Source organism: uncultured Polaribacter sp., assembly GCF_947503875.1.
Lineage (GTDB): Bacteria > Bacteroidota > Bacteroidia > Flavobacteriales > Flavobacteriaceae > Polaribacter.
In genome coordinates, this window is record NZ_CANNFH010000002.1 from 527,572 (window position 1) to 543,166 (window position 15,595).

The window sequence follows — 15,595 nt, forward strand, 5'->3', positions numbered from 1 at the left end:
ATTTTAGTGAAAATAAGCAAAAACCAATTTATTGTACAACTAATTTTTGAGTTTTAGATTTACTATCTACAGTAATATTAAGTAAATAAATACCACTTTCTAAATTTGAAATGTCTACAGAATTTGCTGTTATTTTTCTTTGATATAAAACTTGTTTTCCTAAAACATTAAAAATACGAATTTCTGCAGAACTACTATCAATATTTGAAATTTGTATTTGGTTTTTTGCTGGGTTTGGATACACCGAAATTTTATCAACTGAAAAAGAGTCCACATCTAAAACCGTGCAATTATTGGATGTAAATGAGTTATAGGTGCCAAAATCCCAAAACTGATTAAATTGCAAGCAGTAAAAGAAAACGGTGTCATATTTTGTAATGTCAATATTTTCTGGAATGCTTTCAGTATAGCTTAACGCTCCTGAAAAACCTACCAAGCCAAAAGAAATATTTTCTAAATTTTCTGGATTTGTGTTTTTTAATTCAGCAATAGATTTTCCTTCAGATTTTATTAAATATAATCTTACATCTGGCCCAGAAGCGGTTTGGTAATTGCTCGCAAAATCTACAGTTATTGTATTGTTTGTGTTTAAAGTTACAGAGATGTCTCCAGAAACATTGTAAGACCTTATAGAAGTGTTATTTCCAAAATTAGCTGCATTTTCTGTGCATTGGGCACTTATAAAAGTACTCAATAATACTAAAAATAAAGAAAGTAATGTTGTTTTCATTTGATATTATTTAGGGTTTATAAACGTTTGCATAATTTCTGGGATATCCACAATATCCTCATATATATCTATGTCGTTTTTAAACGCTAATAATTTCACTTTTTTATCAATTAAAGCTGTTAAAGTCTCTTTTCTAACAGTTGCTGTGCCCCAATCTTTATTTTTAAATACGTTTTCTTGTAAAGTATTCATCCCTAAAAGATAATAGCCACCATCTTCTGCTGGACCAATAACTACATCATTTGAATCTAATTCCTCAAAAGCTTTTTCTATATTTTTTGATGATAAATCGTATAAATCACTACCAATTATCATTACTTTTTGGTAACCAGCATTAAATCCGTTTTTAAATGCGTTTAACATTCTAACGCCTAAATCTTCTCCAACTTGTTGGTGTTTTTGAAAGGTTGATGCATCCCAAATATCATTCTCTCTAATTTTTACAGAATAATAAACCGCTTTGTCGGCATTTTTAACTTCCGAAGAAATATTTCTAGTTCTTTCTAGTAAAAATTTATAGATTTCTAAAGCAGTTTCATCTCCAACAGTTTTAGCCAAACGCGTTTTTGCTTTTCCTAATTCTGGGTTTCTTGTAAATACTAATAATAAGTTTTTGGAATTCTTTTTTGAAATCAAAATATTTTTTCGTTTTTTCTAATCACTAATCACTAATCACTAATCACTAATCACTAATCACTAATATACCTTCTTGCCTTCTTTTAAATATTTACCCCATTTTTTATCAAAAGCATGTACTTTTTCTGTGGTATTACCTAAAGTATCTACAACTTTAAAATTGTTGTTTTTCCATTTAAAAATACCCCCATATAAATTGTAAACATTGGTATAACCTGCCTCTATTAATTTATGCGCTACAGTTTCTGATCTTACACCTAAAGAGCAATACACCACAATTTTTGCATCTTTATCTTTTGGTAGTTTGGCAACAGTTTCTTTAAGTTTAAATTTATTGTAGCCTACATAAATTGCATCTTTTAAATGGCTTACTTCGTACTCTTTTGGTTCTCTTGCATCTAATAAAATAGCCTCTGTTTTTGGTAATGCTAAAGTTTGTACAGAAATGTAAGGTACATTTCTAGTGTTCCAGGTATTTAATAATTTGTCTAATTTTTTTTGAGCGGTAACTGTTGAGGTTATTAGCAAAAAAAGGATACATATTTTTTTCATTTTTATTGTTTTTATAATTGAATTCCAAATCCTTGTAAACCAGATTCTATGGCTGGTAAAATTTCGGTATTATCCCAGATGCCTGTTACAATTGTTCTAGAATATTCTTCTGGTAACACCCCATTTTGCATTAACTTACTAGTTAATTTGTAGTTGTAAGTTAAGGTTTTATGCGTAAAATTAAATGTATCTTTTTCATCATCTAAAATTACATACCAAACATCTGAGTTTCCATCATTAGCGGGCATACCAATAACACCAGGATTTAGCCATATTTTATTTTCTTGTAAATGATGAAATGGCAAACCACAATGGCCTGCTATAATTACATCACTTTTTGTAGCTTCAAAATTTGGTTTTTTGATGTTCCAATCCGTTGATTTAAAAATAAATTCAGAAATATTAAAATACGAACCGTGCACAACACTTACCCTTTTATTGGCGTATGTAAAGTTGATATGATTGGGTAATGTTTTTAAAAAATCTAACGAGTTTTTCGATAATTTACTTTGTGCATAGGGATACCATTGTTGCGAAAAATCATCACATCTAGAACCTTCTCTAAAATCGCAACCACAATCTGCTGCATTTTCTCTTAATTGAATTTCTACATTACCAACAATGCTTTTTGCACCCCAAAGTTTAAAAAGCTGCACTGTTTCTTCTGGTTGAGCACAATACCCCACAATATCGCCAGTACAAATGCAATTTTCTGGAGGAATCTGTTCTTTTTCGGCAATTTGTTTTAAAGCTTCTAAAGCTTGTAAATTGCTATAAACACCACCAAAAAGAAGTGTTTTTCCAGATAATTTGCGCAAATTTTCTATTTTTTGATCCATTTAGGTATAAAATATAAAATGATACAACTTAAAATTCCCCATAGATTCACCCAAAGTAAACTGGCATATTTTCCATCTGTAAAAATAAATTGTTTTGGAAGCCAGTCTAATACTAATAATAGTCCAAAAACCAAGCCGCAAATTACACTAAAATAGAAACTAATTTTTGGTACCTTAATATTCCAAAAGATAAAGATAGGAGTTAAACCAATAACCATAGTACCAGAAATGGTGGTGGCAGATAAAATTTCTGCATTTAAAAAAACAGGAATGGTACCTAAAACAGCAACACTTATCATAGTTAATCTTCCAAAAGAAATTGTTTTTTTGATGTTTAAATCTACAGCAATTAATTTAGAAAAGGACGAAAATGTAGAATCTAAAGTAGAAGCTGCAGAGGTGATCATAATAAAATTAATCACTAATAAAATAACCACACCAAAAGCTTTACCAACTTCTACAGCTGCTTGCCCTTGCATACCTTTAGTTTGTGCGTACACACCAATTAAACTAAATAATACAATACAAATTGCGCCTAAAATACTTGCCCATAAAAAACTTTTACGGGTAATTTTTGGTGAAGAAATAAAACCTCTATCTGTTAAAACAGGATCGTGAAACGGATAACTAAACGATTGTAATAAAGCTGCAAAAAACAGATTTAAACCCAACTCAAAACTCCAAGTACCAGAAGTAATTATTTGTGTTGATGAAAAATCATCTGTTGTGAAAATGGTTCCTAAAATAATGATTAATAAAACAGAAAATAACACCATTTGAATTACATCTGTAAATATAGAACTACTTAAACCACCTTTAATTGCGTAGGAAAGTGTTAATAAAGTAAAGATAATTATTGCCCAATAATAAGAGGAACTTCCCATTTCACCAAAATAACTACCAATAACCATGGTGTTGCTCCAAACTTCATTAAAAAGTCGAAAAGCAATTAAAATTGAAAAAACAGCCATTGCCTTTTTACCAAACTTGGCAATTAAAAATTGATGAATACTTTTAAAATTTCCTTTTGTTCTTAATTGATAAATAATAATACCAGCCACTGCAAAAGATAAATAATAGCCTGCATAAGCAACACCACCAACTAAACCAAAATCTAAACCAAGATTTGCGGCATTTGTAATGCTCTTTGCAAAAATCCAAGAAATGATTAAACTCCCAGTCAACACCAAAGTATTGGGCGCTTTTTTTTGGTTTACAGCCTTAAAAAACTGATCTGTTGTTTTTGCTAATGGTGATAAAAAGAACAAAATTAAACTTGAGGTTATTATTAATAACCATTGAGCCCATCCTAACCCTCCCAAAGGGAAGGAACTCTCACTCAATTGAATAAAAAAGGATGTTATCATATTTCTTTTTAAATTTTATTTGGTAATAATTTACACTATAGTTTCCTCTCATCCCATCCCAATCTTCCCAAAGGGAAGGGGTTCTTACTCGGTTGAATTCAAGGGATATTATTATTATTTAATATCCGTATAATTCCGTAACAATTCCCTTTCCTTTGGAAAAAATCCCATCTCAACCTTCCCAAAGGGAAGGGGGGGCTTACTCAATTGAATTCAAAGGATATTATTATTTAATATTCGCATAATTTCGCAACAGTTCCCTTTTCTTAGGATAAAATTCCATCCCAACCTTCCCAAAGGGAAGGGGTTCTTACTCGGTTGAATTCAAGGGATATTATTATTATTTAATATCCGCATAATTCCACAACAGTTCCCTTTCCTTTGGAAAAAATCCCATCCCAACCTTCCCAAAGGGAAGGGGTTTTTACTCGGTTGAATAAAAAGAATATTATCATTTAATATTCGCAAAAATTCCACAACAGTTCCCTTTCCTTAGGAAAGGGTTAGGGATAGGATTTCCACAATAATTCCCTCCTTTGAAGGGATAAAGGGAGACCTATTCATTCCACCAAACTCTAACATCTAAACTATTTCCATTTGTAGCACTTTCTGCTACTTTGTAATTTTCTTGATTTAAAGTTGCTGCTTCTGCAGGATAAGGCATTCTTACTGGAATTAAACCATTATTTAAACTTGCAGAAATATTTTTAAATGCAGGAAAACCTGTTCTTCTAAATTCTACCCAACCTTCGTAACCATTTATAATAGAAGCAATCCATTTTTGAGTGATTATTTGCTCTAAAGGTGTTTTACCAATTGCATTAAAATTAGCATTTCCTGCCAAATAATTTGTGGGTAAAGTTGTGTTCCAATAGGCGAAAGCTTGTGTTACACCTAAATTGTATAAAGACTCACTATTGGTTGTAATCAAACCTTTTTCTGCGGCTTCTGCTAACAGAAAGCTAGTTTCCCAAGCCGTCATAAAATTAGCATCTAAGCTAGAAGTGTCTTCTCTAAAGGCAGTTCCTGCTAAAGAGAAATCTGCTAAAGCAACAGCTGTAGAAGAGGCATCTATACCATTTAATAAACCATTAAATTCGTTAGTATTAGCGTTTGCAAAAGGTCTAAAAAAGGTAGTAATTCTATTGTCGTCTAAATCCGTTAAAATTTCTTCCATAGTTTCAGAAAGCACAAAGTTGTTGAAATCTCCAATTCTTAATTGTGCCAATCTAAAACTGTTGGGTTCAGAATTTGTAAAATCGAAAACTGCATTTTCATTATTTGTAGTGATGTAATTTCCTTCATCAAAAATAGCTTGTAATTGAGCGGCAACATCAACTTTACCAGAAATTCTAATTAAATATTTAATTTTTAAAGAGTTTGCAAACTGTACCCAATTGTCTAGATTTCCATTATATAAAATGTCTCCTTCTAAAGGAATAGAACCTGTATACGCATTAATTGCAGCAATACCTTTGTCTAAATTTTCTAAAATTCCGTTTTCATTTTGATAAATATCTTCCTGTAAATCGTATTTTGGAGTAACAATGCCTTCTACACCGTCAAACGCTTCAAAATAAGGCACATCACCAAATAAATCTGTTAAACCAGCAGCCATAAAAGCTTTTAAAATTAAAGCGGGCCCTTCATAAACCCCAAAAGCAGGCGTTTGTTGAGATTGCTTTAAAATAATTTCGTTATCACGTAAATTGGTGTAGAAAATTGGCCAAGGATTTCCACCCAATTGTGGACTTTTCAAATCGTGTCTGTCAAATAAATTAAAATCTAAAGCAGTTCTGTGTTGTGCTAACAAATCTCCAGCTACAAAACCTTCGTAACTCATTTGTTCGCCAAAATCATAAATAACCTGTCTTAATAACAAACTTGGTTGCACTGCAACTGGGGCATTAGGGTTGGTGTTTATTTCTTCAAAATCTTTTGTGCAACTTGCCAGTGTAATGGCAAAAATTGCGATTGTATATATAATTTTTTTCATTTTTTGTATTTTCTTTAATTCTGAACGATGTCTAAAAATCTCCATGAAATATTTAATGAGATTTCTCCACAAGATCGAAATGACAAATTTATTTTAAAAATCAAATCCTACTTTAAAACCTAAACTTCTAGTGGTTGCATAACTCATATCTTCTACACCACTTACAAAGCCATTGCCTTGCACAGCCAATTGTTCTGGATCAAAATGTGGATTTTCTGTAATTACAAATAAATTGTTTCCAATAAAAGAAAAGTTCATTGTAGAGCTGTCTTTTAAACCTAAGAAACCTTCATTTAAATTTAAAGTATAACCAATGGAAAACTGACGCAGTTTTAAAAATGAAGCGTCGTATACATTATTTTCTTCGTGATTTCTATCATAAAATTGTCTGTAAAAACTTTCTGCAGAAACAGCAACTGTGTTGGGTTGCCCTGTATTTACATTAACACCTTCTGCAACAATACCAGCTTCTGGTCTAAAAGCAGTTTCTGCTAATTGGCCACCAACATTACCTAAAGCTCTTGTTCTAGATACAATTTCTCCACCTTGTCTCCAATCGAATAAAAAGCTAGCATTCCAATCTTTATATCTAAAAGTATTGTTCCAACCTAATGTAAAATCAGGATTGTAATTTCCAATTTTAATCAACTCGTTATTGGCAATATATCTTCCATTATCGTCTAAAAGAAATTGTCCTTCTTCATTTTTAGAATATCCTGTTCCGTATAAATCTCCAATTTCTCCACCTTCTTCTACTTGAAACCAAACCGTTTGATTGGCACTATCGTAAATTCTACTATAAGCCAAGGTTAAACGTCCTTCTTCTTGTGGTAAATCTTTAATTACAGATTTGTAAGTGGCAAAATTAAACGTAGTATTCCAACTAAAGTTTTTATTTCTAATTGGTGTTGCTCCTAAAATAATTTCTACACCAGTTGTATTTACTTTACCACCATTAATTACTTGCTGATTAAAACCAGAAGAAATAGGAATTGGAAGAGAAATAATTTGATCTTTAGTAGTGTTGTTATAATACGTAAAATCTACATTTAAACGGTCTTTAAAGAAACGTAAATCGGCACCAAACTCGTAAGAAGTTGTAATTTCTGGTCTTAGATTAGCATTGGGTATAAAATCTTGATTGCTAAAAGTAGGTTGCCCATTAAATGGTGTTTGAGACACAAAAGCACCAGAAGTTTGAAAAGCATTGGTATCATTACCAACCTGTGCAACACTTGCTCTTAATTTAGCAAACGAAATATTTTCAGGTAATTTTGTAAAATTAGATAGTACAAAACTAGAAGAAATAGAAGGATAGAAAAATGAAGTTCCGTCTACAGAAAATGGTGTAGCTAAAGCACTAGACCAATCATTTCTACCAGTAATATCTACAAATAAATAATCTTTGTAACCAAATTTTGCAATTCCGTATAAAGAATTAATTCTCTTTTTAGATTCAAATTGAAAAACTTCTAAAGGAGAAGCTGCATTGTTTAAACTAAAAATACCAGGTTGTGCTAAATTGGTAGTTTGGGTTTGTTTTGTAGACGCAGTTTGGTCTAATCTGTTTCCTCCAAAAGAGGCATCAAAAGAAAAATCACCAAAATTATCTTTGTAATTTACTAAGAAATCTGTGTTAATTTCTCTGTAAAAAACATCGTGTTCTGCATACGCCCCATTTTTAAAACGGTTGCTACTAAAATTACGTCTAAATTCTCTAATTTCAGAAGAATAATCCATTCCAGAACGTAAAGAAAAACTTAATTTATCTGTAAATTTATGGTTTACAGCAATGTTTCCAAAAACACGATCTCTATTAAATGAGTTGGTGTTTTCTTCCAAAATAAAAAACGGATTGTCGAAAAAAGTGTAATTAAAAGAATACTGTTGTACATCTTCTAAACCAGGTTGCCAATAGTCTCTTAAATTATCTATATTTAAAGATCTTGGTCCCCAAGCAACTAAAGAGTAATTTACATTTTCACTACCATAACCACTAGAAGGTCTATTATCACTACTAGAATTTACATAATTTACAGCACTTGTAATTCTTGTTTTTTTTGTAGGATTAAAATTTAGTTTTAACGCTGCCGTTTTTCTATCTAAATTTACTCCAGGAATTATAGATTCGCTATCTAAATCTGTAAGCGATAATCTGTAAGAACCTCTATTAAAACTATCGTTAATAGAAATGTTGTTTATGGTTGTAATGCCTGTTTGATAAAAATCTTTTAAATTGTCTGGATTCGATTGAAATAAAGTAGGCGTAATTGCATTGCCAGAATACAAAGAAGTATCTCCACCTCTTACAACAGTGCCGTCTGCTAAAGTTACAGGAGAATCAAATTGAGGAATAAAATTCCCAGCATCTAAACGTGGTCCCCAAGAATATGTAATATTATCGCTAATTCCGCCACCTAAACCATCAACAAATTCAAAAACACCACCTTGTCCTTGTCCATATTCATTTTGAAAATCTGGCAAACGAAAAGCACTATCAAAAGTAACAGAAGAATTGATGCTAATGCCCAATCCTTTTTTCTTGCTACCATCTTTGGTTTTAATAACAATAACTCCATTTGAAGCTCTTGTTCCATACAAGGCAGCAGCACTTGGACCTTTTAAAACGGTAACAGAGGCAATATCATCTGCATTAACTTCCATAGCGCCATTTCCAAAATCTACTTCTTGAAAACCAGCTGCAGCTTCATTTGTAAAATTAAAAACAGAATTGTTATTTATTGGTGTGCCATTTACTATAAAAAGCGGATTGTTATTAGAAAAAGAAGCTTCACCACGAATGGTAATTTTAGAAGAAGAACCTACACCAGTAGCTCCTTGAGAAACAGTTACACCTGCTAACTTTCCTGCTAAATTATCTAGAAAATTAACTGTTTTTACCTCTGTTACATCTTTTGCTTTTATTTCTTGCACTACATAACCTAGCTCTTTTGTTTTTCTATTTAAACCTAAAGCAGTTACTACAACTTCATTTAAATTGGTTTCTAATTCTTCTAGTTTTATGTTGATTATAGTTAGATTACCAACTTTAATTCTCTGAGTTTTATACCCTAAATAAGAGAAGGTTAAAAATTGGTTTTTATCGGAAATTTCTAAAGTATAATTTCCGTTTATGTCGGAAGTTGTTCCGTTTGTTGTTGAAGATGAAATTGCTACTGCAGGAATTCCATCGCCTGTAATTTTATCGGTAATTGTACCTGTAATTTTAATTTGTGAATAGGTTGTACTAGTAAATAATATAACGAACCACATAAAAACGTATTTCATTTAAGATGATTTTATGTAAAATAGATTAATGATTTTTTGAAGTAATTCTATTTTGAACAGAAAAACTACAAGAAGATGGTTTATAATTTAAATAGAAAAAACAAAAGGAGAACCTTTGTTAAAATATAAGGAAGTAAATGAATTGTAAAAATTGTTTTTTTGATAAAAAATGACTCTTTTATCAATAAAAAATAATGTTTTTAAAAGTTTTAAAATTGATGTTGGAATCGCTTTAAAACTGTGCAATATTTTTTTAATATCTTCTTTTGAGTCTAAATCATTTAAACTTTCTAGAAATTTAATTTCAGAATTTTTAGAAGAAGATATTTTAGCAATATAGCTGTTTAAAAAACGCGTTTGCCAAGGTAAATTTAAGAACGTTTGTTTATTAAAATGTTCTTTTTTAATTCCCATTAAATAAAAACCACCGTCTTTAGAAGGCCCTAGAACTAACTGGTTTTTTTCTAATTGATGAATTGTATCAATTAAATGACTTGTTTTTAAATGCGGAGTATCATTACCAATGGTAATCACATTATCAAATCCTTTTTTGAAGATAGTTTCAATTGCATTGGAAAAACGTTCTCCAAAAGAGTTCCCAACTTGATTTTTTTCTGAAAAATGAAAATACTCAATTCCAGATTTTTCTACCGTTTTTAAAGTTTGTTTATTTAGCGCAGAAAAAACATCCGAAGAAAGAAAAGATTTCCTTTCCGCTTCTTTTTCAGCAGAATTTGCAAAAATTAATATGGCAGTATTTTTATTCATTTTTAGCAAGGGAGCGTATTCCCTTGTTGCTTTTTGTTACATGGTGTTAAAACACTTTCTTTGGTAATAATTTTTAGCAACGGTTTTCCCCTTTGGGGAATTTAAAAGTGCTTTTAAGCTACAACGCCTTGACAGCTACTTCCTGCGCCAGCAGTACAACCATAACAATGCTGATTTATAATAATATTTCTGTCTTGCAACAAATCTTCATTATAATCTGAAACGTGTTTTACTTTGCTTGCTACTTTTAAATTTAACATTTGATTAAAATCACAATCATACAACCAACCATCCCAACTTATAGAAATTGTGTTGGTACACATTACATTTTCAACAGCTGCAGGATTGTAAGCATCTAATAAAGAATGCATATAATCTTCGTAATTATCAGAAGCAATTAAGTAATCTAAAAAACGACTAATAGGTAAATTTGTAATGGCAAATAGACTATGAAAATCAATATCAAAATCTGCTTTTAGAGCTTTCTTAAAATCTGCTTCTAAAGCCATTTGATCTCCAGGTAAAAACGCACCAGAAGGATTGTAAACTAAATCTAATTTTAAATCAGAACCTGGCATTCCATAACCAACAGCGTTTAGTTCTTGTAACGCTTTAATTGATTTATCAAAAACACCATCACCTCTTTGTTTGTCCGTTTTTCCACGCGTCCAATGTGGCATAGAAGAAACTACGTGCACATTGTGTTTTTTAAAGAATTCTGGTAAATCGTAATATTTTTTATTAGCTCTAATAATGGTTAAATTAGAACGAACTATAAAATCTTTAATACCTGCTTTTGCTGCTTCTTCTACAAACCATCTAAAATTAGGGTTCATTTCTGGAGCACCACCAGTTAAATCTAACGTATGCGCTTCTGTTTTTTTAATGACTTCTAAACATTGCTGCATGGTTTCTACAGTCATTATTTCTTTTCTGTCTGGACCAGCATCTACATGGCAATGTTCGCAAACTTGGTTACACATATACCCTAAATTAATCTGTAGAATTTCTAGTTTTTTAGGACGTAAAGGAAAATGACCGGTTTCTTTTATTTTAGCTGCAAATGTTGGTAACTCTCCATTGGCAAAAATTCCACTAGAAAGAATTTCCATTTGGCGAGATGTATTTGCAATATCGTTATTTCTTGCTTTTAATGATTTTGTAGCCATATTTATGCTGAACTTTTTTCAGTATCTTTTGATGAAATTCTGAATTTATGTTTTACTGATATAATTTATTTACGTAAATAATTATAGATTGGTTTTATTATGATTGAATTTAGTTTACAGTTCCCGCTAAAAAGCGGGATAAGCGATTCATACATTTTTTGCTTTTGCAAAAAATGGTTCTCTGCTTACATTTCTAATTTATTCACTTTATTCATCATTTGTACACCATGCACCAAAGTGGCACCACTTTTAATTGCTGCTCCTACATGAATGGCTTCCATCATTTCTGGTTTTGTAATTCCGCGTTGTAAACCATCTTTAGTATATGCATCTATACAATATGGACACTGTTCTGTGTGGGCCACAGCAAGAGCGATTAAACTTTTTTCACGTGCGGTTAAAGCACCTTCTTCAAAGACTTTTCCATAATAATCAAAGAACTTGTTTCCAAGTTCTTCGCTCCATTCTGTTATTTTACCGAATTTTCTTAAATCGGCTGCATCATAATAAGGTTTAGACATTTATTTACTTTTTGATTATAGTACGAATTTACTAAATTATTTTCCGTTTAAAGACCAATCGTATTTCAAATAGCTTGTTCTTGCTTTTTTACTAATTTCTACATCAGCATATTTGTTTAAGTAGTCTGTTAAAGAACCATTTTTGGTGAAATCACCTTTATACCAATCAAAAATTGATGAAAGTTGTAATTTTTTATTTGATAATTTATTTCTAGTCGGATCATTAATAAACTCTTTCATTAATTTTTCTAAAGTTGCATCTACATTATTTTCAGTAAATGCCAGATTACCTAATTTTGGGCAAGAGCCAGAGGCACAGTTTACACCCACATGTATTCTTGCATCAAATAAAGTTTTACGTAAAATATCATGTTCTATATTGTTTAAAGTATAATTTTTTCCGCCGACTTTAGCTATTGGAATATTCCACGCATCTTTCCCTTTTTTCTTAACATCCATAATGCTTTTTAAAGGGTAATTGTTTAATATCGTTTTAATAGTGTATGCGTTGTAGGCATTCATCCAAAAGGCTCTTTTTTTATTATCTGACCAAGATTTTGCTGGAGTAGTTTTTTCTAAATAAGAAATAAATGTATCTAATTTTGCTTCGTCTGCTTTTAAGCCTTTATAATTTACAATACCTTCTGAAGTGACATGCTTTTGTAATAGGTTGTTAAAAATTTCTGTTTGTGCATTTGTTTGAGCAAGCGTAAAAACCAGTAAGGCTAATAAATATATTTTTTTCATCTTATTTGTATTTGTTATTAGGATAGACGTTAACTTTTCATAATCTTTACAAGAATAGTGTAATTTGTTTTAGTTATTCAATTGATTTTGTGTCTTAAGCTATTGTAATACCTGTAAAATATTGATTATCTTAAACTATTGTAAAAGAAATTACTTTTTTAACCCCTTGTTTTATAGCTAAAAGGATGGTTTTCTTCTAGATTATAAGGAGAACTTATATTTATCTTCATTTTTATTAGTAAAAACAATTTTAACTCTAAAACTTCTCTATTTTTCTGCTTATTTTTGCATTCTATGCAAGAAACTAAAAAACATCAATTAACAGATTGGTTACCAACCACAAACAGAGAAGTTAAAATTAGAGGTTGGGATTATTTGGACGTAATTTTATTTAGCGGAGACGCTTATGTAGATCACCCATCTTTTGGACCAGCTGTAATTGGTAGAATTTTAGAAAGTTATGGTTTGCGTGTAGCAATTGTGCCACAACCAAGTGTTAATGACAATTTGCAAGATTTTGAAAAATTAGGAAAACCACGTTTGTTTTTTGGCTGTACAGGTGGTTGTATGGATCCTATGGTTTCTAATTATACAGCCAGCAAAAAACGAAGAGATAAAGATGCATATACACCAAATGGTGATAAGGGTTTTAGGCCAGATTATGCTACTTCTGTATACTCTAAAATATTAAAGGAAAAATTTCCTGACGTGCCTGTGTTAATTGGTGGTATAGAAGCTTCTTTAAGACGCGTAACACATTACGATTATTGGTCTGATAAGTTATTGCCAACCATTTTAGAGACTTCTAAAGCAGATATGCTAGTTTACGGAATGGGAGAGCAACCTTTGCGCGAAATTGTAGAATTATTGCAAAAAGGAGTGCCATTTTCTAGTTTAAAAAACATTAAACAAACGGCTGTTTTAATTGATGAAAATGAAGAAAAAATACCAGTGGTTAAAGGTTGGGAAGATGTTACCATCAATTCTCACGAAGCTTGTTTAAAAGACAAAAAAACATTTGCGTCTAACTTTAAAACAATAGAGCAGGAGTCTAATAAGTTAAAAGCAAGACGTATTTTTCAAAAGGTGGCAGATAAAACTTTAGTGATTAATCCGCCTTTTCCAACAATGACAGAAAAGGAAATTGATGGTTCTTTTGATTTGCCTTTTACACGTCTACCGCATCCAAAATACGATAAGCGTGGGCCAATTCCTGCTTATGAAATGATAAAGTTTTCCATTAACATTCACAGAGGATGTTTTGGTGGTTGTAGTTTTTGTACAATTTCTGCACATCAAGGAAAATTTATTGCAAGTAGAAGTCAGGAATCAGTTTTAAAAGAAATTGACAAGGTGGCAAATATGCCAGACTTTAAAGGCTATTTGTCTGATATTGGTGGACCATCAGCAAATATGTATCAAATGAAAGGTAAAGTGCAAGAAATTTGTGATAAATGTGTTGCACCAAGTTGTATTTCACCTGTGATTTGTTCTAATTTAGATACTTCTCATAAACCATTAACAGATTTATATCAAGCTGTTGATAAACACCCAAAGATTAAAAAATCTTTTATAGGAAGTGGAATTAGACATGATATGTTAGTGCCAGAATTCAACAAAAACGCAGATCCAAAAGAATTAGATGCGTATACAGAAGAGGTAATGACCAAACATGTGTCTGGACGTTTAAAAGTTGCTCCAGAACATACTTCAGATCCTGTTTTAAAATTGATGCGTAAACCTTCTTTTACGTATTTTCATAAGTTTAAGGAACGTTTTGATCGCATAAATATTAAGAAAAAACTGAATTTACAGTTAATTCCTTACTTTATATCAAGTCACCCAGCTTCTGAAGTGGAAGATATGGCAAATTTGGCAGCAGAAACCAAAGATATGGGCTTTCAGTTAGAGCAAGTGCAAGGTTTTACACCAACGCCAATGACGGTGGCTACTGTAATTTATTATTCAGGTTATCATCCATATACATTAAAACCAACCAAAACGCCTAAAACAAAAAAGGAGAAAGAAGACCAGCACAAATTTTTCTTTTGGTATAAAAAAGAAAACAAAGATTGGATTAGAAATACCTTAAATAAGGTTGGACGACCAGATTTACTAAAGAAGTTATTGCCAGAAAATAATTCTTGGAAAAAGAATAAAACAAAACACAAAACAGCGCAACATACTTTTGATGATGCAATACCTTTTAATAGGCGTAAAAAGAAAGTAAGCAGAGCACCAAAGAGTAAAAATAAATTAAGAAGATAATTTGAGTTTTATCGGTAAAATAAAAAGAGGCTTTCTAAAAAGTATTTTCTAGCTGTCATTTCGACTTTATGGAGAAATCTAAACTATTAAATTTTAATAATTTAGATTTTTCGACTCCATTACATTTCGCTCAAAATGAAAAAATTAGATACTTTTTAGAAAGCCTATTTTTAATAAAATCTTAATAATTTACCTTGACTTAGAGTCCACAAAATTGTCTGATTATCCTTTAAACAGCACATTAAAAGTGGTTAAACTACCGTAAATTCTAGTAATATATTGTTGTAAATCTATTTTGTTTTGATTTTCTAAAGTTTTACTCGCATTAATTTTTTGTTCCATTACACGAATTCTATCGCGTAACATAACTATTTTATGAAAAAACGTGTGAATTGGTATTTCTTTATTAGATAAGTTAGCATCTTCTGGTTGTAACGCTAATGTTCCGTTTCTCCATTTGTCAGCAATAGGTTTAATTTCAGTGGCATTAGACCATTTTCTTATTTTTTTAGGTTACTTTCATCATCCATAAAACTTACAGCGTCAATTTCATCGTTTACAGCTTCTATGGTTTCAAAAGTATCATAAAGTGGCAGGGTTTCTAAACCATTGTCTATAAAAGTAACTCAATATTGTTTGTTGTCTACATTGGTTACTACTCCAAAACCAAATTCAGAATGATTAATTCTAGAGGCTATTCTTAATAAATTCATT

General features: G+C 31.0%; 12 protein-coding genes and 1 pseudogene. 1 reads left to right on the forward strand and 12 read right to left on the reverse strand.

Features of this window, described 5'->3' with window-relative positions; genetic code table 11:
- Positions 1-28: 28 nt before the first annotated feature.
- The 11 genes from Q0684_RS04740 to Q0684_RS04790 all read right to left on the reverse strand — a co-directional run bounded on the left by Q0684_RS04740 (position 29) and on the right by Q0684_RS04790 (position 12,613).
- On the reverse strand, positions 29-730 hold the full coding sequence (locus Q0684_RS04740) for a DM13 domain-containing protein (RefSeq protein ID WP_299013171.1): 702 nt from the start codon (positions 728-730) through the stop codon (positions 29-31).
- Positions 731-736: 6 nt separating this feature from the next.
- Complete coding sequence (locus tag Q0684_RS04745) at positions 737-1,363, reverse strand: TIGR04282 family arsenosugar biosynthesis glycosyltransferase (protein WP_299013346.1); 627 nt, start codon at positions 1,361-1,363, stop codon at positions 737-739.
- A 63-nt stretch (positions 1,364-1,426) separates the two neighbouring features.
- The gene (locus tag Q0684_RS04750) at positions 1,427-1,918 is read right to left on the reverse strand and encodes a rhodanese-like domain-containing protein (RefSeq protein ID WP_299013174.1); all 492 of its coding nucleotides are present in this window, start codon (positions 1,916-1,918) and stop codon (positions 1,427-1,429) included.
- A gap of 11 nt (positions 1,919-1,929) precedes the next feature.
- Positions 1,930-2,757 (reverse strand): metallophosphoesterase family protein, encoded by an 828-nt coding sequence (locus Q0684_RS04755; RefSeq protein WP_299013179.1) that lies wholly within the window; start codon positions 2,755-2,757, stop codon positions 1,930-1,932.
- A complete protein-coding gene (locus Q0684_RS04760) occupies positions 2,742-4,124 on the reverse strand; it encodes a sodium:solute symporter (protein WP_299013180.1) in 1,383 nt (460 codons plus the stop codon). Before Q0684_RS04760 ends, Q0684_RS04755 begins: the two co-directional genes overlap by 16 nt.
- A gap of 556 nt (positions 4,125-4,680) precedes the next feature.
- Positions 4,681-6,120 carry a SusD/RagB family nutrient-binding outer membrane lipoprotein gene (locus Q0684_RS04765; protein ID WP_299013183.1) on the reverse strand — a complete coding sequence of 480 codons (1,440 nt, stop codon included), beginning with the start codon at positions 6,118-6,120 and terminating at the stop codon, positions 4,681-4,683.
- 93 nt (positions 6,121-6,213) lie between these two features.
- Positions 6,214-9,408, reverse strand: coding sequence for a SusC/RagA family TonB-linked outer membrane protein (locus Q0684_RS04770; protein ID WP_299013186.1), 3,195 nt, complete (start codon positions 9,406-9,408; stop codon positions 6,214-6,216).
- Positions 9,409-9,495: 87 nt separating this feature from the next.
- Complete coding sequence (locus Q0684_RS04775; protein WP_299013190.1) at positions 9,496-10,176, reverse strand: DUF2064 domain-containing protein; 681 nt, start codon at positions 10,174-10,176, stop codon at positions 9,496-9,498.
- A gap of 113 nt (positions 10,177-10,289) precedes the next feature.
- On the reverse strand, positions 10,290-11,345 hold the full coding sequence (arsS, locus tag Q0684_RS04780; protein ID WP_299013193.1) for an arsenosugar biosynthesis radical SAM (seleno)protein ArsS: 1,056 nt from the start codon (positions 11,343-11,345) through the stop codon (positions 10,290-10,292).
- Between the two features lie 185 nt (positions 11,346-11,530).
- Entirely contained in the window at positions 11,531-11,866 is a 336-nt protein-coding gene (locus tag Q0684_RS04785) for an arsenosugar biosynthesis-associated peroxidase-like protein (protein WP_068356349.1), read from the reverse strand.
- Between the two features lie 36 nt (positions 11,867-11,902).
- Entirely contained in the window at positions 11,903-12,613 is a 711-nt protein-coding gene (locus Q0684_RS04790) for a DUF547 domain-containing protein (RefSeq protein ID WP_299013201.1), read from the reverse strand.
- A gap of 294 nt (positions 12,614-12,907) precedes the next feature.
- On the opposite strand from Q0684_RS04790, the gene Q0684_RS04795 reads away from it, so the two are divergent.
- Positions 12,908-14,881, forward strand: a complete 1,974-nt coding sequence (locus Q0684_RS04795) for a YgiQ family radical SAM protein (protein ID WP_299013203.1) — start codon at positions 12,908-12,910, stop codon at positions 14,879-14,881.
- A gap of 222 nt (positions 14,882-15,103) precedes the next feature.
- Here Q0684_RS04795 and Q0684_RS04800 read toward each other — a convergent pair.
- Positions 15,104-15,594, reverse strand: a pseudogene (locus Q0684_RS04800) (hypothetical protein).
- Position 15,595: the final 1 nt, after the last annotated feature.

Bases quoted from the DNA above. Each gene is read 5' to 3' on its own strand.
- Q0684_RS04740 (WP_299013171.1), bottom strand. From the start codon at position 730: ATGAAAACAACATTACTTTCTTTATTTTTAGTATTATTGAGTACTTTT.
- Q0684_RS04750 (WP_299013174.1), bottom strand. From the start codon at position 1,918: ATGAAAAAAATATGTATCCTTTTTTTGCTAATAACCTCAACAGTTACC.
- Q0684_RS04755 (WP_299013179.1), bottom strand. From the start codon at position 2,757: ATGGATCAAAAAATAGAAAATTTGCGCAAATTATCTGGAAAAACACTT.
- Q0684_RS04760 (WP_299013180.1), bottom strand. From the start codon at position 4,124: ATGATAACATCCTTTTTTATTCAATTGAGTGAGAGTTCCTTCCCTTTG.
- Q0684_RS04765 (WP_299013183.1), bottom strand. From the start codon at position 6,120: ATGAAAAAAATTATATATACAATCGCAATTTTTGCCATTACACTGGCA.
- Q0684_RS04770 (WP_299013186.1), bottom strand. From the start codon at position 9,408: ATGAAATACGTTTTTATGTGGTTCGTTATATTATTTACTAGTACAACC.
- Q0684_RS04775 (WP_299013190.1), bottom strand. From the start codon at position 10,176: ATGAATAAAAATACTGCCATATTAATTTTTGCAAATTCTGCTGAAAAA.
- arsS (WP_299013193.1), bottom strand. From the start codon at position 11,345: ATGGCTACAAAATCATTAAAAGCAAGAAATAACGATATTGCAAATACA.
- Q0684_RS04785 (WP_068356349.1), bottom strand. From the start codon at position 11,866: ATGTCTAAACCTTATTATGATGCAGCCGATTTAAGAAAATTCGGTAAA.
- Q0684_RS04790 (WP_299013201.1), bottom strand. From the start codon at position 12,613: ATGAAAAAAATATATTTATTAGCCTTACTGGTTTTTACGCTTGCTCAA.
- Q0684_RS04795 (WP_299013203.1), top strand. From the start codon at position 12,908: ATGCAAGAAACTAAAAAACATCAATTAACAGATTGGTTACCAACCACA.